We start from the raw sequence: 21675 nt of genomic DNA on the forward strand, positions 1-21675 counted from the left end.
GTTTTTCAAGCCGTTCCAGCGCGGCATCGAAAGAGGCATAGACCTCCGTCGCAACGCCCTGCGCATTGACGCGCAGGCCCGAGCTCAGATGCGCCGAACAATCGGCGCGGAACTCGTAGCCCTGCTTGGTGAACGTAACCGTGCCGTCGACAGGCCGGTCGAAATACTTCGTGATGGCGGCCTCGAGACGTTCGACCGCGTGGTTGCGGAGTGCATCTCCCACGTCGAGATGATGACCGCTTACCTGAACTTGCATGAAAGACCTTCCTGGGCCCACTACGCTACAACAGACGGTTGCCGAAACGGTTCGGCCTGACTTTCGCCCCTCTTGCGGGACGACCGCATTTTCAACGCAGCCCATACTCTACGTCGGATATGGGCGTTCGAATTTGCCATTGTACATGCCGCCGGAGCGGCTCAACCCACCGCCTCACCACCGGGTACGAGAGCCCCGGGGGCGCTTGAGCGCGTGGAAACTAGTTGGCCCTATCATGGGTGTCAACCGCATGCCTGAGAAAGCGTTAAAACCCTTATCTTTCAAGAAGATATAGGTCGCAGGCAGGGCCCGGAAAGGGGCCCGGCAAGACTCAGGCGTAGGCCTTCTTCTCGCGCCGGCGCTGCACCGAAGAGGGAATATTGAGTGCTTCCCGGTACTTGGCGACCGTGCGCCGCGCGATGTCCACGCCCTGGCCTTTCAGGATGTCGACAATGTTGTCGTCGGAGAGGACCGCGTCGGGCCGTTCGACGTCGATCAGCTCCTTGATGCGGTGGCGGACGGCTTCGGCCGAATGCGCCGCGCCACCCGACGAGGAAGCGATGGAGGAGGTGAAGAAATACTTCATCTCGAAGATGCCGCGCGGCGTCGCGATGTATTTGTTCGCGGTGACGCGGCTGACCGTCGACTCGTGCATCGAGATCGCCTCGGCGATCGTCTTGAGATTGAGCGGCTTCAGATGCTGGATGCCGTGCACGAGGAAGGCATCCTGCTGGCGCACGATTTCGGAAGCGACTTTCAGGATGGTGCGGGCGCGCTGATCGAGGCTCTTCACCAGCCAGTTCGCATTGTTGAGGCATTCCGAAATATAGGCCTTGGCGCTCGCATCGCCCGAAAGCTTCGAGACTTCCGCATAGTATTGCTGGTTGACCAGCACGCGCGGCAGCGTTTCGGAGTTGATTTCGACGGCCCAGCTGCCATCGGCGCGCGCGCGAACGAAAACATCCGGCACGACGGGGACGACAGGCTCGCCGCCAAAGGCGAGGCCCGGCTTCGGATTGCACAGGCGGATGTCCTCCACCATGCAGGCGATGTCTTCGCGGTCGGCGCCGGTGATCTTCATGAGCTGGTCGAAGTCGCGCCGGGCGAAAAGTTCGAGATGGTCGAGAAAGAGCTGCATCGCGGGATCGAGCCGGTCGCGCTCGGCAAGCTGCAGCGCAAGGCACTCCTTCAGGTTGCGCGCGCAGACGCCTGTCGGCTCGAAGGTCTGCAGCACCTGCAGCACCGCCTCGACATCCTCGACATCCGTCCCCAGACGCTCGGCGACTTCGGCGACATCCACGACGATGTAGCCCGCCTCGTTCACCTGGTCGATCAGATAGGCGCCGATCATGCGGTCGCCCGCCGTCTTGAGCGCCATGTTCATCTGTTCGGTGAGATGCTCGGTAAGGGTCGCTTCGCGCGTCAGCGTCGCTTCGAGGCTGAATTCGCCGTCGGAGCCTGCGCCGCCGCTGCCGCGCACGCTCTGCCAGTCGGATGACGTCTGGCCGGGCGTTGCCGCCGCCGCATCGTTCTGCGCGTCGCTGCGGCTTTCATCGGCATAGACGTTGTCGTAGTCGGTATCGAGGTCGCCGTCGCGGCCGGGCAGCGGTCCGTCGTCGCTGAGCGTGAGCGAGGTTTCGGCGGAGATGACTTGTTCGCGTTCGCCCTCATGGGCGTCGCGCTCCTCGCTGCGTTCGGCGGGCTCGGCGGCGCCGGGCTCGAGCAGCGGATTGCGCTCGAGTTCCTGTTCGACATATTCGGCAAGTTCGAGATTCGACAGCTGCAGCAGTTTGATTGCCTGCTGGAGTTGGGGCGTCATGACCAGGGATTGCCCCTGGCGAAGCTCGAGTCTCGGTGCTAGTGCCATGCCTCTGTCAGCCCCCTACACTCACTCACTACAGGCTGAACCGTTCGCCGAGATAAAGCCGCCGCACATCCTCGTTGCCGACGATGTCGGAGGGATCGCCCTCCATCAGCACCGTGCCGTCATGGATGATGACGGCGTGGTCGATGAGTTCGAGCGTCTCGCGCACGTTGTGGTCGGTGATGAGCACGCCGATGCCGCGATCCTTCAGATGAGCGACGAGGTCGCGGATGTCGCCGATCGCGATCGGATCGATGCCGGCAAAGGGTTCGTCGAGCAGCATGAAGGAAGGCTGCGTCGCGAGCGCACGCGCGATCTCGACGCGGCGGCGTTCGCCGCCGGAAAGCGCGATGGCGGGCGTGCGGCGAAGATGGGTGATCGAGAATTCGGCGAGCAGGTCGTCGAGTTCGGCTTCGCGGCGATCGCGGTCGGGTTCGACGACCTCGAGCACGGCGCGGATGTTCTGTTCGACCGTGAGACCCCGGAAGATCGAGGCTTCCTGCGGCAGATAGCCGACGCCACGGCGCGCGCGGCGATACATCGGAAGATCGGTCACGTCGTGCCCGTCGAGCAGGATCGTGCCGTAGTCGGGCGAAATCAGCCCGGTGATCATGTAGAAGACGGTGGTCTTGCCTGCGCCGTTCGGCCCCAGAAGACCGACCGCCTCGCCGCGCTGGACATGGAAGCTGACGCCACGGACGACGGGACGCCCCTTGAAGCTCTTGCCGATTTTCTCGACCCAGAGCCCCGGATTGTCGGCAACGAGATGCGGTCCGCCCTGGCTTTCAGCCGCTGCGGTCTCGCCTCTTCCGATTGTCCCCGTTTCGCCCGTCATCAGGACCCCATCACTTCATTAATGCCATGAAACGTCACTTGGCATTAAAATTGTATGAAGTGAAAGGATTAACCAAGACTTCTTTCGAAAAATCACTCCGCCGGGGACTGGGAGCGGGGCTGGAAGAGCCCCTTGACCCGCCCGGTTCCGCCATTTTCGCTGCCGGTGACGCGGGCCTGACCGCTGTCGAGATTGACGGAAAGGCGCGAGCCGCGGATGACATTTTCACCCTGCCGGAGCACGACCGAATTGCCCATTTCGATCTGGCGCGTGGCGACCATGTAGTTCGCCCATTCGCCGCTCGCGGTCTGGTTGTCGGGCGCGGAGACGAGGACATTGCCGGAGGCGGCGATCTTCTGGATGCGCGCGCCGCCCGATTGCCCGCTGGCGTAATGGACGGTGATCCGGTCGGCCTTCATCCGGATATCGCCCTGAACGACGCGGACATTGCCGGTGAAGGTCGCGGTCTGGTTCGTGTCCTGGACTTCGAGCGCATCGGCCTCGACCTCGATCGGCTTGTCGGGCTCGTTGCGGAAGCCGCCCAGCGCGCCGCCTTCCTGCGCCGTGGCGGGCTGGCCGAAGAGCAGGCCCGTGAGAAGAAGCGCGAACGCCGCCGCCGCATATCCGGTTTTCGGCTGGCCGGTTTTTGAATGGGCTCTCACTCTTCTTCCCCCTGGCTCGGCTGATCCGGCAGGATCAGCATTTTCACATTGCCGTCGAAGCGAAGCACCTGCATCGCATGGTCGGCGCGCATGCGGTCGGCGCGCAGCGTACCGAGGGGGCCGTGCCCCTGCACCTCGGTCTCGCTTTTGAGCGTTCCCTCGCTGAAATCGATCGTCGCCTCTTCGCCATGCATTTCGTAGCCCCAGGTCGTGAAGATATCGATCTTCTGCGTGAGGTCGAGCATCTGCGTTTCGGAATTGTACCGGCCCCGGGAGGCGGTCAGCGACAGCCAGTCCGTCTCGCCTTCCATCTTCACATCGGCCTGAATGTTCTCGAAGGTGACAAAACCGGGCTCCGAGGGGTCCTGCGTCGCATTGTCGGCGGTGACGAGATAGGGCGAGCCGTCGCCCGTCACGCCCGCGACGCGGGGGCTGACCATGCGCAGGTCACTCGGCTGCGTGTCGATTTCGCGGAAGGCGACGTCGAGATCGCCCTTGCGGTCGAAAACGCCCGAATAGAAGAGGATGAGGCCGAGAAGAAGCAGCGCGCCAAGCGGCAGCACGATCTTCATCAGCGAGACGAAACGGCTATAGCGCCCTTCGCGGCGCTCGGTGCGCCCGCGCGCGGGGGGCACCTGTCCGGCGGATGGCGGCGCTGGCCTTCTGCGGGCCGTTCCGGCGCCGGCTGTCTCGTCGCCGGGTCGCTCGCTCATATTCTGTCGCTCCAGGGTCGATGAACCCGCCGCTGCGGGCCGCCAGTATGCGCGTATACGCCATAATACGTCAACGAAACTGCCGGAAAACCGCCGGGGCTGCGCCGCGCAGGAGGAGGGGTCAATGGGCGAAGATGTCTTCTTCCGGCCAGCCGGCGAGGTCGAGGGCGGCGCGGACGGGCAGGAAGGCGAAGCAGGCCTTGGCGAGCTCCATGCGGCCCTCGCGGGCGAGCATTCCGTCGAGCACGGATTTTACCTCGTGGAGGTAGAGAACGTCGGACGCGGCATAGGCAAGCTGGGCTTCCGTGAGGTCGCGGGCGCCCCAGTCCGAGCTCTGCTGCTGCTTCGACAGGTCGACATTCGCCAGTTCCTTCACCAGGTCCTTGAGCCCGTGGCGGTCGGTATAGGTGCGCACGAGCCTGGAGGCGACCTTGGTGCAGTAGACGGGCGAGGTGACGACGCCGAGATAGCGCTGCAGCATGGCGACGTCGAAGCGCGCGAAGTGGAAGATCTTGAGGACGTTCTGGTTGGCCATCAGCGCGCGGAGATTGGGCGCGTTGTAGGTGCCCCGGTCGAGCTGCACGACATGGGCATTGCCGTCGCCCGCCGAAAGCTGAACCACACAGAGCTGGTCGCGCTCGGGGTTGAGCCCCATCGTCTCGGTATCGACCGCGACGCTCGCACCGAAGTCGAGGTCTGCCGGAAGATCGCCCCTGTGCAGCGTGACCGCCATGTTCGGGCTCCGCTTGGTCCCCTGACGGGGATTGGGAGCGGCGGGCGGAACCGCCGCGGGAAAGGAATGGTGCCCAGGAGAAGACTCGAACTTCCACGCCCTTGCGAGCGCCAGCACCTGAAGCTGGTGCGTCTACCAATTCCGCCACCTGGGCACGTGCGCAGTTGCTTAAATAGGGGGCGAGGCAATGTCAATGGAGGAGGCGCGCGCCAAGCGTGTTCGCCCGCTCTTTGCCGCGCCGCCCGCATAGGCTATCAAGGGAGGGATTTCAGGGCTCCGGCGGAAAAGAGGAGCCCGGCGGGGCGTTGAGAGCGAAAGGCGAGGCCAGATGAGCGTGGATAGCGCGGACCGGGAAATGATGAAAAGCGCGCGGCCGGCGGGCGGCATGGTGACGGTCTTCGGCGGTTCCGGCTTTCTCGGCCGCCACATCGTTCACGCGCTGGCGCGGCGCGGCTACCGGGTGCGCGTGGCGGTCCGCCGCCCGAACGATGCGCATTATCTGCGCCCGATGGGCGTGGTGGGCCAGGTGGAACCCGTGCAGGCGAATATCCGCGACGAGGCTTCCGTGCAGGCGGCGGTCGCGGGTGCGGTCGCCGTTGTGAACCTCGTCGGCATCATGAACGAGAGCGGCAAGCAGACCTTCGAGGCGGTGATGTCGGAAGGCGCGGGCCGCATCGCGCGCGCCGCCGCTGCGGCCGGCGTGCCGGCACTCGTCCACATCTCGGCGATCGGCGCGGACGAGGAAGGCGCGTCCGAATATGCGCGCGCCAAGGCGGCGGGCGAGAAGGCGGTGCGCGCGGCTTTCCCGGATGCGGCGATCGTGCGGCCTTCGATCGTCTTCGGGCCCGAAGACAGCTTCTTCAACCGCTTTGCCGGCATGGCCCGGCTTTCTCCCGTGCTGCCGCTGATCGGCGGCGGGACGATGCGCATGCAGCCCGTCTATGTGAAGGACCTTGCCGAGGGCGTGGCGCGGATCGTCGAACGCGACGGCACGGGCGGCATGGTGTACGAATTCGGCGGGCCGGAAAGGAAGACCTTCCGTGAACTGATGGAACTGCTGCTGGTGAATATCGCCCGCAAGCGCGTCCTGCTGCCGATCCCGGTATTCGCGGCGAAGGCAATGGCCTTCTTCACGCAGTTCATTCCCAATCCGCCGCTGACGCCCGACCAGGTGCGGCTTCTCGGCATCGACAATGTGGTGAGCGAGGCGGCGGAGGCGGAAGGCCGCACGCTCGCCGGACTTGGCGTCCGGGCGACGGCGATGGAAATCGTGCTGCCGACCTATCTTTACCGCTTCCGTCGTGGCGGACAGTTCGAGCGCATCAACGCGAGCTGAGAGACATGAATATCGGAGAGGCGGCAGCCCGCTCCGGCGTGCCTGCCAAGACCATTCGCTATTACGAGGACATCGCGCTGATCGAGAGCGCGGATCGCACGGCGAACGGTTACCGCGCCTATTCGCAGGAAGACGTGCATACGCTGCGCTTCATCGCCAGCGCCCGCTCGCTCGGCTTCACGGTGGCGCAGTGCCGCGACCTGCTCGCGCTCTATCGCGACCGCGAGCGTTCCAGCGCCGATGTGAAGGCGATTGCCGCGAACCATGTGGCGGAGATCGACGACAAGATCGAGGGCCTGCGCGCCATGCGGGCGACGCTCTCGACACTCATGCGCAAATGCCACGGGGACGATCGTCCCGAATGCCCGATCATCGAGGAACTCGCCGCAGGAAGCGCCCCCGAAACCGACAAGAAATAACAAGCAAACCCCGCGAGCCCATGCGCCAGCTTTACCATCTGCCGATTTCCCCCGCCTGCCGCAAGGTGCGCCTGGTCCTGGCCGAAAAGGGCCTCGACTTCGAACTCGTGGAAGAGCGCGACTGGGAACGCCGCGACGACTTCCTGATGCTGAACCCGGCGGGCGAGGTGCCCGTGCTGGTGGAGGAGGGCGAGCCCATTTCGGGTGCAACGCCCATTGCGGAATATCTGGAAGAGACGGCGCCCGACGTGAAGCTTCTGCCGGAAGAGCCGCTGGCGCGCGCGGAAGTGCGGCGCCTCGTCGACTGGTTCGACCGGAAATTCGCCGCGGAAGTGTCGGACGGTCTCATCTTCGAGAAGGTGACGCGGCGCTTTCTCAGCGCGGCGGATGGCGGCGGCGCGCCGGACATGATCGTGGTGCGCGCCGCGCTTCACAACCTGCGCTACCATCTCGACTACATCTGCTACCTGATGGAGGAGCGGAACTGGCTTGCGGGCGAGACGCTGACGCTTGCCGATCTCACGGCGGCCGCGCATCTCTCCTGCCTCGACTATGTGGGCGATGTGCCCTGGGCGCAGTATCCAGGCGCGAAGGACTGGTATGTCCGCATCAAGTCGCGCCCCGGCTTCAGGGGGATCCTCGCCGATCATGTGGCCGGCATGCCGCCGCCGAAACTCTATGCCAATCTCGACTTCTGATCCGAAAGACCTGACGGCACTGCGCGGCGATCTCGTCACGCGCGCGAGGGAAGCGGGCTTCGACGATATCGGCATCGCGCGTGCCGATGCCCGCGCCGACCTTCCGGAACGATTGCAGCACTGGCTCGGCCTCGGGCGTCATGGCGGCATGGGCTGGATGGCGGAGACGGCGGAACGCCGAGCGGCCCCGAAGACGCTCTGGCCCGACGCAAAATCGGTCGTGATGCTGGCGATGAATTACGCGCCGGAGAGCGATCCCCTGGAGGCGCTTGAGCGGCGCGACCGCGCGGCGATCTCGGTCTATGCGCAGAACCGCGACTACCACGACCTCGTGAAAAAGAGGCTGAAGCAGGTCGCGCGATGGCTCGCGGAGACGAGCGGCGCGGAGGTGAAGGTCTTTGTCGATACGGCGCCCGTGATGGAAAAGCCGTTCGCGCAGGCGGCTGGTCTCGGCTGGCAGGGCAAGCACACCAATCTCGTGTCGCGAAAACTCGGCTCCTGGTTCTTCCTCGGCGCGATCTTCACGACGCTCGATCTTGCCGCGGACGAGCCCCATGCCGACCGCTGCGGCGAGTGCCGCCGCTGCCTCGACATCTGCCCGACAAGGGCCTTCCCCGCGCCCTATGAACTCGATGCGCGGCGCTGCATTTCCTACCTCACCATCGAGCACAAGGGGCATATCGCACGCGAATTCCGCGAACCCATGGGCAATCGCATCTATGGCTGCGACGACTGCCTCGCCGTCTGCCCCTGGAACAAGTTCGCACATCGCACGCGCGAGGACGCATTCCATGCGCGCGAGGAATTGCGCGCACCGCTTCTCGCCGAACTGGCGCGCTTCGACGATCCCTCGTTTCGCGCGTTCTTTTCAGGGTCGCCCGTCAAGCGGATCGGCCGCGACCGCTTTGTGCGGAACGTGCTGATTGCGATCGGGAATTCCGGGCAAGCCGCGCTCGCGGAAGAGGTGCGTGCGCTGCTCGGCGATCCCTCGCCGCTGGTGCGCGCCATGGCGGTCTGGGCGTTCGGGCGGCTGGCACCCGATGAGGTGCGCAGCATTGCGGGGGCGGCGCTCGAAAAGGAAGAAGATGAAGACGTGCGCGGCGAGTGGCGCTACTGGCTCAGATAATGCGCGGCAGCAAGCGCCGCCGGATCGTCCGCGCGGCCCGTTTCCTTGGCGTATTTCACTGCATTCGACCAGTCGCCCCAGGCGCTTGCCTTGTCGCCGAGCGCCTTGTGCACGAGGCCGCGCTCGAGCAACGCATCGAGACTGTGGGGATTGAGTTCGACCGCGTGGTTCGCATCGACCAGCGCGGCGCGCGGGTAGCCTAGGGTGCGGTTCGCCGCCGAGCGAATGAGCATGGCGGCGGTGAAATTCGGATCGAGCGCCAGCGCTTCGGCCGCATCGTCGCGCGCACCTTCCCATTTCCCCGCAAGCGCCTTCACCCGTGCACGTCCCTCGTAGAAGTCCGGCTTGTCCGGCGTGCGCGCGATGGCGTTGTCATAGGCGCGGATCGCGGGTTCGTATTCGCCGCCAAGCACCCAGGCATCGCCGGCCTGTGCATAAATGTCGGAGCGCATCGCATCGCCGGCGCGCAGTAGCCGCTCGGCGAGATTGAAAAACGCATCGCCCGCTTCCGCCGGGCGCCCGAGCTGCATCAGGGCGAGCGCTTCGCAATGCGTGCCGCCGGCTTCCGTCTCGCCGCGCTGGCGTTTCAGCGTCTTCGCCATGTCGAGCGCCGCCGCCGCATCGCTCTCGACAAGGGCGACGCAGGCTTCATAGCTCGCGGGGTCTGCGGGCGTCTCTTGCGCCGACGCCATGACCGGTGCAAGAACGAAAGGGAGGATAAGAAGAAGGGCGGACGGGTTTTTCATGGCGCACAGCCTCGCCCCGGCGCATCCTTCTTGCAAGTATTAAAGAAAGGCAAGGAAGCGATGGCGGGTGCCGGAAAACTCTTCTGCTTCGGTTGCGGCTACAGCGCGAAGATTTTTGCGCGGCGGCTCGCTGCGCGCGGCTTCGCCGTGGCGGGCACCTGCCGGACGGAGGAGGGAGCCGGGCGGTTGAGGGCGGCGGGGATCGAACCGTTTGTCTTCGCCGACGGAAAGCCGCTGGAGGCCCCCGAAACGGCGCTTCAGGGCACGACGCATCTTCTGGTTTCCACCCCGCCGACGGAGGCGGGCGATCCCGTTCTCGCCGCGCATCGGGGCGCGCTTGCCGCGCTCGCGCCGGAAATTCGCTGGGCCGCCTATCTTTCGACCACGGGTGTTTACGGCGACCGGAAAGGGGAGTGGGTGACGGAAGAAACACCGCTCGACCCGAATGTGACGCGCAGCGACCGGCGCGCCTCGGCCGAGCGCGAATGGCAGGCGCTTGCGCGCGAAAGCGGGCTGCCGCTGCACATCTTCCGGCTTGCGGGCATCTACGGGCCTGGCCGAAACCAGCTTCAGGGCGTGCTCGACGGCACGGCGAAGCGCATCGTGAAGGAAGGGCAGATTTTCTCGCGCATCCATGTGGAGGATATCGCCAATGTGCTCGAAGCGTCGATGGCGAAGCCCCGCCCCGGCGCGATCTATAATGTCTGCGACGACGAGCCCGCCCCCGCGACGGATGTCGTTGCCTATGCGGCGGAACTGCTGGGACGGACGCCACCACCCGAAATTCCCTTCGAGGAGGCCGCGCTGTCGCCCATGGCGCGGAGCTTCTACATGGCCTCGCGGCGCGTTTCCAACGCGCTTGTTCACGACGAGCTTGGCGTCGCGCTTGCCTATCCGACCTACCGCGAAGGATTGAAGGCGCTTTTGAAGACGCCATGACTTGAAGACGCTATGACGCAGGCCATTCTGCCGCAGCGCGGCAGGCCCGCACCTCGTTATAATCGCTGAAATTTTCGGGAGGCATCCATGACCCAACACTACCACGCCGTCGTCTGGATCGATCACCACGAGGCGCGCATCCTCGATTTCAACGCGGATGAGGCCGAGGCCGGCAAGGTGACGCCAAAGAACAAGGCGACGCGCAAACATGCGCAGTTCACCGGACGCGCGAGCTGGCGTCAGTCGGAAGATGCGGACTTCTTCGACGAGGTCGCGGACAAACTTGCCGGCGCGGGTGAAATCCTGATCGTGGGTCCGGCCAATGCGAAGTTCGGTTTCCTGAAGCGGTTGCAGGCAAAGCACGGCGCCGTCGCCGGGCATGTCGTCGGCATCGAGACGGTCGACCATCCCTCCAACACCGAACTTCTCGATTACGCACGGGCTTATTTCCGCAAGGCCGACCGCATGCTGCCTCAGGTGGATTGAGGCGGTAACAATGCTGTTCTCTTCATCGTCATGACCCGCTTTATGCGGGTCATCCACGTCTTTGCGGCATGTGCCCTTAAGAAAGACGTGGATGGCCCGGACGAGCCGGGCCATGACGTCCTTGTTTGGGTGCTCCTACCCCTCCACCTCCTCCAGCAGCGCCTCGACCGTCCGGATGAGGCGGGCGAGGTCCGCCGGTGTCGAGAGGCGGTGATCGCCTGACTTCGAAAGATCGATCGTCACGTCCTCGCTCGAGAGCGTCTCGACGAGGCGCATGGCGTGCTGCCACGGCACGTCGGCATCCTTCATGCCCTGCAGGATGCGAACGGGGCAGGCAAGCGGGATCTGTTTGCCGAGGATGAGGTGCCGACGTCCTTCCTCGATGAGCCTCATCGTGATCTCGTAAGGTTCGTCCGCATAGTCAGACGGCTCGCGATAGAGCCCGTCGCGCGAGAGTGTGTCCCTCACTTCCTGCGAAAACGACTTCCACATCAGTTCTTCGGTGAAGTCGGGCGCGGGCGCGATGAGGACGAGACCCTTCACGCGTTCGGGACGGGCGAGCGCGCAGAGCAGCGCCACCCAGCCGCCCATGCTGGAGCCGATCAGCACCTGCGGGCCTTCCGCCAGCGTATCGATGGCGGCGAGTGCGTCGTCGAGCCAGCGGCCGACGGTCGCTTTCGCGAAATCGCCGGTGGAGGCCCCATGCGCGTAATAGTCGAAGCGCAGGAAGTGCCGCTGCGCGGTCCTCGCCCATTCGGCGAGCGCGCTCGCCTTCGTGCCCGTCATGTCCGACTTGAAGCCGCCGAGCCAGGTGAGGCCGGTGGGCAGGGGAGATGCGGGGCTCTCGATCAGCCAGGCGATTTCCTCGCCCGTGCTGCCGTCATGGCCGGGGCGCGCGAGCTTGCGGGGAGAAGGGCTGTCGGTCATTGTCTGATACTTCGTTTTCAAATCCGACACGCATCCAACAGGGATTCCCCGGCTTGGCCAACCCTTTCGAAAACCTGGACCCGCGCCCTGTCATCCTTCAGGTCGTGCCCGCGCTCGAAACCGGCGGCGCGGAGCGCACCACGGTCGATGTCGCGCGCGCGGTCGTGGCGGCGGGCGGGCGCGCCATCGTTGCGAGCCGGGGTGGGCGCATGGTGCCTGAGCTTGCCGTTTGCGGCGCCGAACATGCCGACATGGCGGTGCATTCGAAGAACCCGGTGGTGATGGGGCTCAATGTCGAGCGCCTTGCGCGGCTCATCGAGCGCGAGGGCATCGGCCTCGTTCACGCGCGGTCGCGGGCGCCGGCCTGGAGCGCGCTCGCGGCGGCGCGGCGGGCGAACGTGCCATTCGTCACCACCTATCATTCGCGCGTGCATGAAAAGCCGCGCCTCAAGGTCTTCTACAATTCGGTGATGGTGCGCGGCGATGCCGTGATCGCGAATTCGAACTATACGGCCGCGAACATTCGCAGGGTCCATGCGCCGGAGGACGGCCGCATCTTCACCGTGCCGCGCGGCATCGACATCGAGGCCTATGCAACCGTGACGCCGTCGCGGATCGAGGCGCTGGCGCGGCGCTGGGGCATCGGCGAAAATCCGGGCACGGTCTTCGTGCATGCGGCGCGGCTCACGCGCTGGAAGGGGCAGACGGTCGCGATCGAGGCGGCGCGGCTGCTCGTTGCGCGCGGCATGGAGGATTTCATGCTGCTCATCGTGGGCGATGCGCAGGGCCGCGATGCCTATGCGGGCGAACTCGAAGCGGCGATTGCCGAGGCGGGGCTCGGGGCCCGCGTGCGTCTCGCCGGCCATGGCGAGGACATGGCGGCCGCCTATGCGCTTTGCGATGCCGTGCTCTCACCTTCCATCGAACCGGAGCCCTTCGGGCGGACGGCGGTGGAGGCGCAAGCCGCATCCCGCCCCGTCATCGTGTCGGATGCGGGCGGGCAGCAGGAGACCGTGATCGAGGGGCGGACGGGCTTCCGCGTACCCCCCGGGGATGCGGAGGCGCTCGCCGACGCCATGGCGAAGCTGATGGCGATGGGGCGGGAGGCGCGCGCGGCCATGGGCGCGGCGGGGCATGAAAACGCCAGGACGCATTACTCGGTCGAGGCGATGTGCGGCGCGACGCTCGAGATTTATGCCCGGCTGATCGCGCGGAACCGGGCCGGCGGGCCGGGGACGAGGTGAGCGAAACCGTCATCGCGATCTGGCTGGGCGGCAGCGGCGTCTCCCATGCGCGCGACGAAATCGCGGCGATCCGTGAGGGCCACCCCGCCGCCAGCCTCATCCTGCTGACGACGCCCGAAGGCCGCCGCGCGCTCGGGAGCTTCGCCGGAACATGCTGGGAGGATGGCGCGGCGAAGGGCGCTTCGGCCTTTCTCGCCCGGGCGCGGCGCTTGTCATGGGCGTCGGCGGCCCATATCTACGATCTCGAAGTGAGCCGTGTGACGCGCTTTCTGCGTTTCTGTGTGTGGCCGAGGCCACAATGGCATGAAAGAGCGCCTCCGGGCGTGCCTGGAGAAGGAACGCTGCCCCTTTCTTGACTTGCGGCAGGCGGCCTTCAAATCTATAGCTGTGGCTCAATTGTCTGGAGGGTGTCCGGGTGGACACCGTCGGGAAGCAGGCGAGGGAACGCAAATGCCGCTGGAGCGTGCTTGCGTCACCGCCCTTTTCCCGAGCGCGATCAGGCGGCCGGACCGGCAGAAGGAGAAGTGTTCATAGCTCGCAGACCGATGCAGGCGCCGCCCACGAAAGAGGGCCCGCGCATAAACGACATGATCGATGAGCCGACCGTGTTGCTCATTGACGCCGAGGGCGAAAAGCGCGGCGTTATTCCCACCGACGAAGCGATCCGCATGGCTGAAGAGGCCGGGCTGGATCTGGTTGAGGTATCGCCCAACGCGAAGCCTCCCGTGTGCAAGCTTCTCGATTACGGGAAATTCAAATATCAGGCCCAGAAGAAGGCCAACGAGGCGCGCAAGAAGCAGAAGACCGTCGAGGTCAAGGAAATCAAAATGCGCCCCAACATCGACGTGCATGACTACGACGTGAAGATGCGCTCGATGCTTCGCTTCTTCGAGGAAGGCGACAAGGTAAAGGTCACGCTTCGCTTCCGTGGCCGCGAAATGGCGCATCAGGAACTCGGCATGCAGCTCCTGAACAAGGTCAAGGAGCAGGTGGAGGAGATCGCGAAAGTCGAACTCTATCCCCGCCTCGAAGGCCGTCAGATGATCATGGTGCTGGCGCCGAAATGAGGCAGCCGCATCGAGGATGAGGAAAGGCCCGGCTCTGCCGGGCCTTTTTCGTTTCCGGTCAGGCAAGCGCCTTCGCGAGCCTGTCCGGCCGGTCGGTGAGGATCGCCTCGACGCCAAGTGCGGCCAGCCGCTTCATCTCCGCTTCCTCGTCGACCGTCCAGCAGGAGACGGCAAGACCGAGTTCCCTCGCAAGCGCCGCATTCGCGGGCGTCACGTCGCCATGCCAGGCAAACCAGCCATCGGCCGGACCGGCGGCGATGGCGCGCAGCATGCGCTCGGCGAAGGTTGCGCCCGTCTGCAGGCGCCAGTCATAGCCGTTCGCCCATGGCGCGCCCGCGGCGGAGGCCTTGCGGATGAGATCGTCCTCCGAGCCCGGCTCGTCGCGCTGGGCGGAAGCATCCTCCGGATCGACCTGAAAGAAGGGCAGCGTCGTGAAGGCATTGAGGATCGACGGTGCGATCTCCTTCGCACGGGCGAGCGCACGCCAGTCGAAGGAGACGAAGGTGACCGTTTCCTCGAGACCGTGTTCGCGGGTGAGCGCGACGGCGGCGTCCGCGAGTTCGCGCGGATCGGCGGACTGCGAAAGATCGAGCAGCGCCGTCTTCAATTCGACATAGAGACGGAAGTCCGGCTTCGCCTTCTCCTTCACCAGCGCATAGACCTCGGCGAGAAGCGGAATGCGCTCGCCGTCGGCCGGCACCTGATCGGGATAGCGCGCGCCATAGCGCGCACCCGGCCGCAACCGGCCGATGTCGTAAGCCCGCATCTCGTCATGGGTGAGGTTCTTGAGGAGCGGCGTCGGCCGCGTGAGCCACGCGCCGTCGGGCCCGCGCGCGATTGCCGGTTTCAGGCTTTCGTCGTGATGCACGACGAGTTTGCGATCCTTCGAGAGATGTATGTCGAGTTCGATGCCGTCCGCGCCTGCGGCAATTGCGCGCGTGAACGCGGCCATGGTGTTTTCCGACCAGAGCCCCGCGCCGCCGCGATGGGCCACATGTAGTGGCGTCCGCATTGATCTCCTCCATTAAAACCGGTCCGGAATGGTGCCGCGCGGGCCGCGCAGGCGCAACGGGCGTCACTATTGTTTTGCAGAGCCTTTGTAGCTTGTGTGTATCGTCTGGCACATCCCTGTTTCGTGATGTAGTCTCGTTTTCAGACACAAGATCGACGGGAAGTGCCGTTCTCAAGAGCGCTTCCGGAGGGGATCGAAACGCTGAAGCCGAAGGCACTTGAGTGTCCGCGAAAGGCCGGTGAGCGAATGTCTGTTTTTGAATTCTGGCGGCGTCTTACGGGCCGCACACGCCACAAACGCTCATTCTACGAGTCGCAGGAGGTGATGCGCCGTGCCGTCGAGCTGACCGGCCCGGTCGATATTCGCCTGCATTCGGACGAGGAACTGCGCTGCATTCTCGAAACGGATGACAGCGCGGTGCGCTGCGAGGCCGCCAAACGGGAGCTGGAACTCCGCGCCGCACGCCGCAGTCATCACCCTGACGGTGCGGTGCCGAGCGGCTTTCATTGATCGAGCATCTGCGGCCAACCCAAGGCTGACGCGACGGCAAGTGCGCCCGGTGTCGGCAATATTCGCCGCGCGCCGCTTTGCCGATTACACTCTCCCATCGAAAAACGAAACAGGCGTCCCGCGGAAGTTTGCTTTCGCGCAAGGACGCCGGAAAACGGGGAGAGCGATCCATGAAATTCGGAGTGTTCTACGAACTGCAATTGCCGAAACCCTGGAACGAGGGCGACGAGCATCGTCTGTTCCATGAAGCGCTTGAGCAGATCGTGCTGGCCGACCGTCTGGGCTACGACCACGCCTGGGAGGTGGAGCATCACTTCCTCGACGAATATTCGCATTCGTCGTCGCCGGAAGTTTTCCTCGCGGCGGCCGCTTCCGTGACGAAGAACATTCGCCTCGGCCACGGCATTCGTCAGGTGATCCCGAACTACAATCATCCCGCCCGCACGGCGGAAGGTCTCGCAACGCTCGACATCATGTCGAACGGGCGCGTGGAATTCGGCATCGGCGAGGGCGCGACGCGCCTCGAACTTGGCGGCTTCAATATTCCCGCGAAGGAAAAGCGCGCCATGGCGATCGAGGCGGGCGAGCAGATCGCGAACATGATGGTGCTCGATCCCTATCCGGGCTTCGAGGGTCAGTATTTCTCCATGCCTTGCCGCAATGTGCTGCCGAAGCCGGTGCAGCGCCCGCATCCGCCGATGTGGATGGCCTGCACGAACCGCGACACGATCCGCGTGGCGGCATCGCTCGGCGTGGGCGCGCTCGCTTTCTCCTTCGTCGATCCGGAAGAGGCGAGGAACTGGTCGGAGATCTATTACGGCATCATCAAGTCTGAGGAGTGCCGCCCCATCGGTCACACGGTGAACGCGAACATCGCCATGGTCTCGAACTTCTCGTTGCACGAGGACCGTGAGGAAGCGATCCGCCGCGGCCATGAGGGCTTCGAGTTCTTCGGCTATGCGCTGAACGCGCTCGTCGCGCATGACACGGTGCCCGGCCGCACCGACATGTGGGGCGACTACATCAAGGCGCGCGGCAACCGCACGCAGGAAGTGATCGACGCGGCAAAGCGCGCCGAGGCGATCGCAACCGGCATCGGCACGCCCGACGATATGCGCGCGCATTTGCGCGCCTTCCAGAATGCGGGCGTCGACCAGGTGATCTTCATGCAGCAGGCCGGCCGCAACAAGCACGAGCATATTTGCCAGTCGCTCGAACTTTTCGCCAAGGAAGTCATGCCGGAGTTCAAGGCAGAGCTTGCGGCGCGCGAAGCGAAGAAACAGGCCGAGCTCGCGCCCTATATCGAGGCGGCGCTGAAGCGCAAGAACTGGATGAAACCGCTCGAGGACCATGAGATCCCCCTGGTCCAGGCGTCGGTGAAAAAGGCCCAGGTGAACCAGAGCACCAGCGCAGCGGAGTAGGAACGGGGCCGGCCGCGCCTTGCGCGGCCAGATGCATATGAAACCCGGCCGCGTCTTGCGCGGCCAGATGCATATGAAACCCGGTCGCGTCTTGCGCGGCCAGATGCATATGAAACCTGGCCGCGTCTTGCGCGGCCGGGGCTGCCCGCATAACGTGTATCTACACATGAAGCGGGTGCAGGCATGAGCGAGACGGTCACCGAACAGGAAGTGCGCGAGAATTGCGCCGCGCTCCGCACGCGCATGGCGGCGCGGAAGCTGACGCGGACCTATGACAAGGCGCTGCGCCCCGTCGGCCTCAAGATCACCCAGTTCACGCTGCTGATCGCGGTGGAGGAAGGCAGCGCGAAGTCGCTCACCGCGCTTGCCGACATGCTGGCGCTCGAGCGCTCGAGCCTCGTGCGCAATGTGAAGCTGCTGGAAGAGGACGGGTTCCTCGAATCGGCGCCGAGCGGCGAGGGCCGCTCGCTCGGGCTCCGCCTCACAAAGGCGGGACGGAAGAAACTCACCCAGGCGCTGCCGCTCTGGCGCGAGGCACAGACGCAGGTGGAGGACGCGCTGGGAGCGAACTGGCCCTCGGTGAAGAAATCGCTGCACCAGTTGATCGCGAAAACCTAATCCACCCTGTAGACAGGGAAGCAATCGCGGATGGCCTGCGCCTTGGCGATGTCGCCTGTCAGCGTCGCGCCGTGTTCGGCAACGGCTTCGGCAAGCGACACGCCATCCCTGAAGATCGCCTGCAGCGTCCGCCAGTCGAGCGTGAGCGAGGCATCGAAGGCGGCGGGCGCCTTGAAATCGATTTCGACATGCGAGGCATGGACGCGCACAGTTGCCGGCATGGGCCCGTGGTCGGAGATGGTGAGCGCGAGCGTCGCGTCGAGCCCGCGCGCCTTGCGGCGTTGAAATGTGAGTGTCAGGCCGAAGAGGAAGGAGAAGGGATCTGCGGACGGGATATTGTAGTCGACGACCTTCACCTCTTTCGTCTTGAGGCGTTTCGGCACGCTGTCCTCGGCGTCGGAATTCTTCAGCACATAGACGATTTCGGGTTTGGCGAGCAGCGGATCGAGAAGGCGTTTGCGGTATTCGACCTTGTCGTCCATGTAAGGCCCGAGCACATCGGAGCCTGCCGGGCAGACGCTCAGGCAATAGGCCGCCTTGTAGCCCGGCTTGAAGGAAAGACTCTGCCACATGGAGACGCTTTCGCCGGGCGGCACGCGCGCGTCGTAGTCGTCGGCGTCTTTCGCTTCCACGACTTCATGCACCCAGTCGGTGAAACCGCCCATGAACTCGCGGTAGTTGTGGGTGTAGCAGGCCGAGAAGTTGAAGCTGCCATCCATGCCGATCGCTTCCACCGGGCAGACGGCGACGCAGAGCTTGCAGTCGAGGCAGGGGGCGTAGTCGAGCGGTGCCGAGACGTCGTCGAGGACACGGTCGATGACGATGGTGCCGAGCAGGATGAAGCTGCCGAAGCGCGGATGGATGACATTGCGGTGAAGCCCCATGCGCCCCAGCCCCGCCGCTTCCGCAATCTGCTTGTGCGAGATGACGCGCATGCCCGCCGGATAGGCCTGCGCTTCCATCGGGAAGGCGGCCGCCGGGTTGACCGCGCCGACGCCCATATTCTCAAGGCGGCGCACGGCGCGTCGCGCGACATGGTTCACCTCGTCATAGGTCTGGTGGAACTCCTCGTTCACGACCGAGCGGACGGAGGTTCGCACCGTGTCGCGGTTCATGCGGATGACGAAGCTTATGAGCGTCTGCGCACCGGGGAGCAGCGCGGCGATCCATGCCTGCTGGCCGGCGATGGCGGGATTTGAAACCGCGACGAAGCCGCAATCGTCCGCACCGCAATCGAGCATCAACGCGCGCAAGCTCGCGGATGTGAGCGGCTGGCTTTCCGCCGCACGGTTTGCGCGCCAGCGCGCCACGTCGGGATGTTCCTCGCTGCCCGCTACAAGATCGTGCGCCATATCCGGCCTCCTCTGGGTTTCATGAAAGTGTATATACACTATCGAGAAATGGATTCAAGAGGCCCCGGGTTCCATCATGGAACCGATTGGCCGCAGTGGTGTTTTATGGAAAGCGGCGCGTGCCATGGCGGCAGGTACCGCCATCGAAATGCCTGAAAGCGGGGGCTTTCTTCAAAATCAGGCATTCGTGCCGGAGACAGCTCACGACAACGGGAGAGAGACATGACTTTTTCGCTCAAACACCTGCTCGGCTCGGTGGCGATTGCCGCGCTGGTGACGGTTGCGGCCTGCGACCAGAACGAAGAGGAAAAGGCTGCCGACGCGACGGCGGAGGAAGCGCCCGCCGTGGACAATGCCGTTCCGATGACGGCGGAGCCCGGCGCGGTAGACAGCGCCATGCCGGAAGGCGACATGCCTGACAGCAGCATGCCCGGGAGCGAGATGGATGAAAGCGACATGTCCATGGGCGAGGAAGCGGCGGCCGAAGGCGCGGATGCCGAAACCATCACCGGTGCGGCCGACGAAGCCGCGGCCGGTTGCCAGTCGGCTGCCGATGCGCTCGGCGTCTGGACCGGCAAGTCCTATGACGAAGCCAAGGGCGATATCGAGGCAGGCGAGGGCGTGGCGACGATCCGGGTGATCCGTCCCGATCAGGCGGTGACGCAGGACTTCCGACCCGACCGGCTCAATGTCGAACTCGACGCGGAAGACAAGGTCACGCGCATCTATTGCGGCTGAGGGATTATTTGACGGGGCGGACCGGGTCCGTCCCGTCCCAGCCGATGGCGGCCTTGCGGATATGCTCGAAGAACTTGCCCTTCGCGCCGCTGATGTCGGACATCTCGATCACGGTACCGGGATGCGTCTCGGTGTCGAAATAGACGAAGCGGCCCTGCGGCCCGCCGATCTGCCCCTCATGGCCGACCTTGAAGCCCGCGGCGAGCGCGCGGTCGTATTGCGCCTGATAATCGGTCGTCCACCAGGACATATGCTGCAGGCCTTCGCGGCCGGCATTCAGGAAATCCATGTACATGGACGGCGCATCGTTGCGCTGCTGGATGAGCTCGATCTGGAGATCGCCCGTATTGCCGAGCGCGATGCTCATTTCGACAGGCGAAGGCTCGCCGCGATAGGTGAACCAGTCGCACTTCACCCGGTCGATGTAATAGAAGGGCCCGACGCCCATCACTTCCGTCCAGTGCTTCAGCGCCGCCTCGATGTCGCGCACGACATAGCCGTTCTGGCAGACTTTTCCGAAAAAGCGGCTCATGGGTGTCTCCGTCAGATACCGGTCACGAGGAAATCGACCGCGGCGATGATGTTGTCGCGCCGCTCCGCGAGCGACATTACGATATCGTCGCCGAGAAAGGAGGAGGAGATACCGGCGATTTCGAGCGTGGACAGGACGAGCTTCCGTCCCTCGATATCGAAAACCGGATTGAGGCGCGACATCGGCACCTCCACTCGCGACAAGGGAATGAGCGGCGCGACAACACGCAGTGCGCGCGTTTGAATCTGGTCATGCTGGAGCTGCAGAAAGTAGGGAATGGCCTCGCGGCTGGCCGCATGTCTATTCCGGTAGACGTCGAATTGCGCCATTCAGATTTCCTCAGAAGCGGCGTAGCCCGTCGCTCCATACACCGTCTCGCTCGATCCGGCGGTTGAAGGCTTCTATGGCGTCGCGGTTCTCCTCCACCCAGCGCCGCTGTTCTTCCTCGCGGGTCTTTTCCCGGAGGACCTCTTCGAAGGTCGCGGACAAGTTGAGGTCCATCTCCTTCGCCCTGGCGAGGAGGTCCGCATCGACCGAGAGATTCACGGCTTTCTTTGGCATGCGCATAGACTATGCGCATAAATCATGCGCATCAAGCCTGCGCATGAGCCGGAAGGGGCGCCGGGCGCTTGACGCGCCGGACTTTTCCCTTATAAATCCGCGCCTTCGGGGCGGGCCGGCCTGTAGGGCATGCCGTGACCGCCCGTAATGCCAAGACCCGGACCCGCAACCTGCCGAATTCTTCAATGAATTCAAGGTCTTCAATAGCGGGTTCCCAAAACACGGAGAGCAAAATGCCCAAGCTGAAGACCAAAAGCGGGACCAAGAAGCGCTTCAAGCTCACCGCTTCAGGCAAGGTCAAACGCGGTCAGACCGGCAAGCGCCATGGAATGATCAAGCGGACCAACAAGCAGATCCGGAACAAGCGCGGGACGACGGTCATGGCGGATGCCGATGCCGCCCGCGTGCTTAAAAACTTCATGCCTTACGCGTGAACCGGAACACCTGAAGAGGAGCTGAACACATGTCGCGCGTCAAACGGGGTGTTACCACCCATGCCCGGCACCGCAAGATCATCAAGAAGGCGAAGGGCTATTACGGCCGCCGCAAGAATACCTTCCGCACGGCCAATCAGGCCGTCGAGAAGGCCGGCCAGTATGCCTATCGCGACCGTCGCACGAGGAAGCGCAACTTCCGCGCGCTCTGGATCCAGCGCATCAACGCCGGTGTCCGCGAATACGGCCTGACCTATTCGCGATTTATCGACGGCCTCGCCAAGGCTGGCATCGAGGTGGACCGCAAGGTTCTCTCCGATCTCGCCATCCATGAGCCCGAGGCCTTCAAGGCTCTGGTCACCCAGGCGCAGGCGGCCCTTCAGTAAGCTGAAGGCGCTTCCATCGCAGCCAGAGCCGGTCACCCGTCCGGGCTCCGCATGGAAGCA

28 protein-coding genes and 1 tRNA gene are annotated in these 21675 nt (G+C 64.5%); 15 read left to right on the plus strand and 14 right to left on the minus strand.

All coding sequences use genetic code 11. The annotated features are described in order from the left end of the window. From hpf to ACKUUH_RS05230, 7 genes are all read right to left on the minus strand, one after another. The coding region (hpf, locus tag ACKUUH_RS05200; RefSeq protein ID WP_407948812.1) for a ribosome hibernation-promoting factor, HPF/YfiA family at positions 1-256 on the minus strand (256 nt) is incomplete at its 3' end. 331 nt (positions 257-587) lie between these two features. Beyond that, positions 588-2123, minus strand: a complete 1536-nt coding sequence (gene rpoN, locus ACKUUH_RS05205; RefSeq protein ID WP_407948813.1) for an RNA polymerase factor sigma-54 — start codon at positions 2121-2123, stop codon at positions 588-590. A 28-nt stretch (positions 2124-2151) separates the two neighbouring features. Continuing rightward, a complete protein-coding gene (lptB, locus tag ACKUUH_RS05210) occupies positions 2152-2955 on the minus strand; it encodes an LPS export ABC transporter ATP-binding protein (RefSeq protein WP_407948814.1) in 804 nt (267 codons plus the stop codon). Positions 2956-3047: 92 nt separating this feature from the next. Continuing rightward, positions 3048-3617 carry a lipopolysaccharide transport periplasmic protein LptA gene (gene lptA / locus ACKUUH_RS05215; protein ID WP_407948815.1) on the minus strand — a complete coding sequence of 190 codons (570 nt, stop codon included), beginning with the start codon at positions 3615-3617 and terminating at the stop codon, positions 3048-3050. Next, a complete protein-coding gene (lptC, locus tag ACKUUH_RS05220; RefSeq protein ID WP_407948816.1) occupies positions 3614-4330 on the minus strand; it encodes an LPS export ABC transporter periplasmic protein LptC in 717 nt (238 codons plus the stop codon). The genes lptA and lptC overlap by 4 nt, the downstream gene beginning before the upstream one ends. 121 nt (positions 4331-4451) lie before the next feature. After that, positions 4452-5063, minus strand: coding sequence for a ribonuclease D (locus ACKUUH_RS05225; protein ID WP_407948817.1), 612 nt, complete (start codon positions 5061-5063; stop codon positions 4452-4454). Between the two features lie 67 nt (positions 5064-5130). Continuing rightward, positions 5131-5217, minus strand: a tRNA-Leu gene (locus tag ACKUUH_RS05230). A 174-nt stretch (positions 5218-5391) separates the two neighbouring features. Between ACKUUH_RS05230 and ACKUUH_RS05235 the strand changes: the two genes are divergently transcribed. From ACKUUH_RS05235 to queG, 4 genes are read left to right on the plus strand one after another with little or no spacing between them, the layout of a single operon-like run. Next, on the plus strand, positions 5392-6399 hold the full coding sequence (locus tag ACKUUH_RS05235; RefSeq protein ID WP_407948818.1) for a complex I NDUFA9 subunit family protein: 1008 nt from the start codon (positions 5392-5394) through the stop codon (positions 6397-6399). Between the two features lie 5 nt (positions 6400-6404). After that, positions 6405-6818: a Cu(I)-responsive transcriptional regulator gene (gene cueR, locus ACKUUH_RS05240; protein ID WP_407948819.1), complete on the plus strand. Its 414-nt coding sequence runs from the start codon at positions 6405-6407 to the stop codon at positions 6816-6818. Positions 6819-6838: 20 nt separating this feature from the next. Further along, the gene (locus tag ACKUUH_RS05245; protein ID WP_407948820.1) at positions 6839-7516 is read left to right on the plus strand and encodes a glutathione S-transferase family protein; all 678 of its coding nucleotides are present in this window, start codon (positions 6839-6841) and stop codon (positions 7514-7516) included. Continuing rightward, entirely contained in the window at positions 7497-8642 is a 1146-nt protein-coding gene (queG, locus tag ACKUUH_RS05250; protein WP_407948821.1) for a tRNA epoxyqueuosine(34) reductase QueG, read from the plus strand. The genes ACKUUH_RS05245 and queG overlap by 20 nt, the downstream gene beginning before the upstream one ends. Here queG and ACKUUH_RS05255 read toward each other — a convergent pair. Beyond that, the gene (locus ACKUUH_RS05255) at positions 8627-9388 is read right to left on the minus strand and encodes a hypothetical protein (protein WP_407948822.1); all 762 of its coding nucleotides are present in this window, start codon (positions 9386-9388) and stop codon (positions 8627-8629) included. The two genes, queG and ACKUUH_RS05255, sit on opposite strands and share 16 nt — an antisense overlap. 60 nt (positions 9389-9448) lie before the next feature. Between ACKUUH_RS05255 and ACKUUH_RS05260 the strand changes: the two genes are divergently transcribed. Beyond that, a complete protein-coding gene (locus ACKUUH_RS05260; protein WP_407948865.1) occupies positions 9449-10327 on the plus strand; it encodes an SDR family oxidoreductase in 879 nt (292 codons plus the stop codon). 87 nt (positions 10328-10414) lie between these two features. Continuing rightward, positions 10415-10813 (plus strand): hypothetical protein, encoded by a 399-nt coding sequence (locus tag ACKUUH_RS05265; RefSeq protein ID WP_407948823.1) that lies wholly within the window; start codon positions 10415-10417, stop codon positions 10811-10813. 135 nt (positions 10814-10948) lie between these two features. On the opposite strand, the gene ACKUUH_RS05270 is transcribed toward ACKUUH_RS05265, so the two are convergent. Further along, the gene (locus ACKUUH_RS05270; RefSeq protein WP_407948824.1) at positions 10949-11740 is read right to left on the minus strand and encodes an alpha/beta hydrolase; all 792 of its coding nucleotides are present in this window, start codon (positions 11738-11740) and stop codon (positions 10949-10951) included. A gap of 53 nt (positions 11741-11793) precedes the next feature. Between ACKUUH_RS05270 and ACKUUH_RS05275 the strand changes: the two genes are divergently transcribed. From ACKUUH_RS05275 to infC, 3 genes are all read left to right on the plus strand, one after another. After that, entirely contained in the window at positions 11794-12984 is a 1191-nt protein-coding gene (locus ACKUUH_RS05275) for a glycosyltransferase family 4 protein (RefSeq protein WP_407948825.1), read from the plus strand. Continuing rightward, positions 12981-13340 (plus strand): hypothetical protein, encoded by a 360-nt coding sequence (locus ACKUUH_RS05280; protein ID WP_407948826.1) that lies wholly within the window; start codon positions 12981-12983, stop codon positions 13338-13340. Before ACKUUH_RS05275 ends, ACKUUH_RS05280 begins: the two co-directional genes overlap by 4 nt. A gap of 189 nt (positions 13341-13529) precedes the next feature. Continuing rightward, positions 13530-14051, plus strand: coding sequence for a translation initiation factor IF-3 (gene infC, locus ACKUUH_RS05285; protein WP_407948866.1), 522 nt, complete (start codon positions 13530-13532; stop codon positions 14049-14051). Between the two features lie 58 nt (positions 14052-14109). Here the strand turns inward: infC and ACKUUH_RS05290 are convergent, their stop codons facing one another. Further along, entirely contained in the window at positions 14110-15063 is a 954-nt protein-coding gene (locus ACKUUH_RS05290) for a glycerophosphodiester phosphodiesterase family protein (protein WP_407948827.1), read from the minus strand. A 246-nt stretch (positions 15064-15309) separates the two neighbouring features. On the opposite strand from ACKUUH_RS05290, the gene ACKUUH_RS05295 reads away from it, so the two are divergent. From ACKUUH_RS05295 to ACKUUH_RS05305, 3 genes are all read left to right on the plus strand, one after another. After that, entirely contained in the window at positions 15310-15573 is a 264-nt protein-coding gene (locus tag ACKUUH_RS05295; RefSeq protein ID WP_407948828.1) for a hypothetical protein, read from the plus strand. 170 nt (positions 15574-15743) lie between these two features. After that, positions 15744-16994: an LLM class flavin-dependent oxidoreductase gene (locus ACKUUH_RS05300; protein ID WP_407948829.1), complete on the plus strand. Its 1251-nt coding sequence runs from the start codon at positions 15744-15746 to the stop codon at positions 16992-16994. 183 nt (positions 16995-17177) lie between these two features. Further along, positions 17178-17612 (plus strand): MarR family winged helix-turn-helix transcriptional regulator, encoded by a 435-nt coding sequence (locus ACKUUH_RS05305; RefSeq protein WP_407948830.1) that lies wholly within the window; start codon positions 17178-17180, stop codon positions 17610-17612. Here the strand turns inward: ACKUUH_RS05305 and ACKUUH_RS05310 are convergent. Beyond that, entirely contained in the window at positions 17609-18964 is a 1356-nt protein-coding gene (locus ACKUUH_RS05310; protein ID WP_407948831.1) for a 4Fe-4S ferredoxin, read from the minus strand. The genes ACKUUH_RS05305 and ACKUUH_RS05310 overlap by 4 nt on opposite strands. Before the next feature lie 222 nt (positions 18965-19186). Between ACKUUH_RS05310 and ACKUUH_RS05315 the strand changes: the two genes are divergently transcribed. Then, on the plus strand, positions 19187-19702 hold the full coding sequence (locus ACKUUH_RS05315; protein ID WP_407948833.1) for an I78 family peptidase inhibitor: 516 nt from the start codon (positions 19187-19189) through the stop codon (positions 19700-19702). Between the two features lie 4 nt (positions 19703-19706). On the opposite strand, the gene ACKUUH_RS05320 is transcribed toward ACKUUH_RS05315, so the two are convergent. Genes ACKUUH_RS05320 through ACKUUH_RS05330 form a run of 3 tightly spaced genes read right to left on the minus strand, consistent with a single transcriptional unit; the run spans position 19707 to position 20795 of the window. Continuing rightward, positions 19707-20234: a VOC family protein gene (locus ACKUUH_RS05320; RefSeq protein ID WP_407948834.1), complete on the minus strand. Its 528-nt coding sequence runs from the start codon at positions 20232-20234 to the stop codon at positions 19707-19709. A gap of 11 nt (positions 20235-20245) precedes the next feature. Beyond that, positions 20246-20563 carry a CcdB family protein gene (locus tag ACKUUH_RS05325; protein WP_407948835.1) on the minus strand — a complete coding sequence of 106 codons (318 nt, stop codon included), beginning with the start codon at positions 20561-20563 and terminating at the stop codon, positions 20246-20248. 10 nt (positions 20564-20573) lie between these two features. After that, a complete protein-coding gene (locus ACKUUH_RS05330) occupies positions 20574-20795 on the minus strand; it encodes a type II toxin-antitoxin system CcdA family antitoxin (RefSeq protein ID WP_407948836.1) in 222 nt (73 codons plus the stop codon). A gap of 233 nt (positions 20796-21028) precedes the next feature. Here ACKUUH_RS05330 and rpmI point away from each other — a divergent pair, with 233 nt between their 5' ends. Together rpmI and rplT are read left to right on the plus strand one after the other, a co-directional pair. Next, positions 21029-21229 (plus strand): 50S ribosomal protein L35, encoded by a 201-nt coding sequence (gene rpmI / locus ACKUUH_RS05335; protein WP_322314159.1) that lies wholly within the window; start codon positions 21029-21031, stop codon positions 21227-21229. 29 nt (positions 21230-21258) lie between these two features. Then, on the plus strand, positions 21259-21615 hold the full coding sequence (gene rplT / locus ACKUUH_RS05340) for a 50S ribosomal protein L20 (RefSeq protein ID WP_322314160.1): 357 nt from the start codon (positions 21259-21261) through the stop codon (positions 21613-21615). Positions 21616-21675 lie beyond the last annotated feature (60 nt).

The sequence above is a fragment of the Parvibaculum sp. genome (genome assembly GCF_045863935.1).
Lineage (GTDB): Bacteria > Pseudomonadota > Alphaproteobacteria > Parvibaculales > Parvibaculaceae > Parvibaculum.

Coding starts and splice junctions, on each gene's coding strand:
- rpoN (WP_407948813.1), bottom strand. CDS start 2,123: ATGGCACTAGCACCGAGACTCGAGCTTCGCCAGGGGCAATCCCTGGTC.
- lptB (WP_407948814.1), bottom strand. CDS start 2,955: ATGACGGGCGAAACGGGGACAATCGGAAGAGGCGAGACCGCAGCGGCT.
- lptC (WP_407948816.1), bottom strand. CDS start 4,330: ATGAGCGAGCGACCCGGCGACGAGACAGCCGGCGCCGGAACGGCCCGC.
- ACKUUH_RS05225 (WP_407948817.1), bottom strand. CDS start 5,063: ATGGCGGTCACGCTGCACAGGGGCGATCTTCCGGCAGACCTCGACTTC.
- ACKUUH_RS05235 (WP_407948818.1), top strand. CDS start 5,392: ATGAGCGTGGATAGCGCGGACCGGGAAATGATGAAAAGCGCGCGGCCG.
- cueR (WP_407948819.1), top strand. CDS start 6,405: ATGAATATCGGAGAGGCGGCAGCCCGCTCCGGCGTGCCTGCCAAGACC.
- ACKUUH_RS05245 (WP_407948820.1), top strand. CDS start 6,839: ATGCGCCAGCTTTACCATCTGCCGATTTCCCCCGCCTGCCGCAAGGTG.
- queG (WP_407948821.1), top strand. CDS start 7,497: ATGCCAATCTCGACTTCTGATCCGAAAGACCTGACGGCACTGCGCGGC.
- ACKUUH_RS05255 (WP_407948822.1), bottom strand. CDS start 9,388: ATGAAAAACCCGTCCGCCCTTCTTCTTATCCTCCCTTTCGTTCTTGCA.
- ACKUUH_RS05260 (WP_407948865.1), top strand. CDS start 9,449: ATGGCGGGTGCCGGAAAACTCTTCTGCTTCGGTTGCGGCTACAGCGCG.
- ACKUUH_RS05265 (WP_407948823.1), top strand. CDS start 10,415: ATGACCCAACACTACCACGCCGTCGTCTGGATCGATCACCACGAGGCG.
- ACKUUH_RS05270 (WP_407948824.1), bottom strand. CDS start 11,740: ATGACCGACAGCCCTTCTCCCCGCAAGCTCGCGCGCCCCGGCCATGAC.
- infC (WP_407948866.1), top strand. CDS start 13,530: ATGCAGGCGCCGCCCACGAAAGAGGGCCCGCGCATAAACGACATGATC.
- ACKUUH_RS05290 (WP_407948827.1), bottom strand. CDS start 15,063: ATGCGGACGCCACTACATGTGGCCCATCGCGGCGGCGCGGGGCTCTGG.
- ACKUUH_RS05295 (WP_407948828.1), top strand. CDS start 15,310: ATGTCTGTTTTTGAATTCTGGCGGCGTCTTACGGGCCGCACACGCCAC.
- ACKUUH_RS05300 (WP_407948829.1), top strand. CDS start 15,744: ATGAAATTCGGAGTGTTCTACGAACTGCAATTGCCGAAACCCTGGAAC.
- ACKUUH_RS05305 (WP_407948830.1), top strand. CDS start 17,178: ATGAGCGAGACGGTCACCGAACAGGAAGTGCGCGAGAATTGCGCCGCG.
- ACKUUH_RS05310 (WP_407948831.1), bottom strand. CDS start 18,964: ATGGCGCACGATCTTGTAGCGGGCAGCGAGGAACATCCCGACGTGGCG.
- ACKUUH_RS05315 (WP_407948833.1), top strand. CDS start 19,187: ATGACTTTTTCGCTCAAACACCTGCTCGGCTCGGTGGCGATTGCCGCG.
- ACKUUH_RS05320 (WP_407948834.1), bottom strand. CDS start 20,234: ATGAGCCGCTTTTTCGGAAAAGTCTGCCAGAACGGCTATGTCGTGCGC.
- ACKUUH_RS05325 (WP_407948835.1), bottom strand. CDS start 20,563: ATGGCGCAATTCGACGTCTACCGGAATAGACATGCGGCCAGCCGCGAG.
- ACKUUH_RS05330 (WP_407948836.1), bottom strand. CDS start 20,795: ATGCCAAAGAAAGCCGTGAATCTCTCGGTCGATGCGGACCTCCTCGCC.
- rpmI (WP_322314159.1), top strand. CDS start 21,029: ATGCCCAAGCTGAAGACCAAAAGCGGGACCAAGAAGCGCTTCAAGCTC.
- rplT (WP_322314160.1), top strand. CDS start 21,259: ATGTCGCGCGTCAAACGGGGTGTTACCACCCATGCCCGGCACCGCAAG.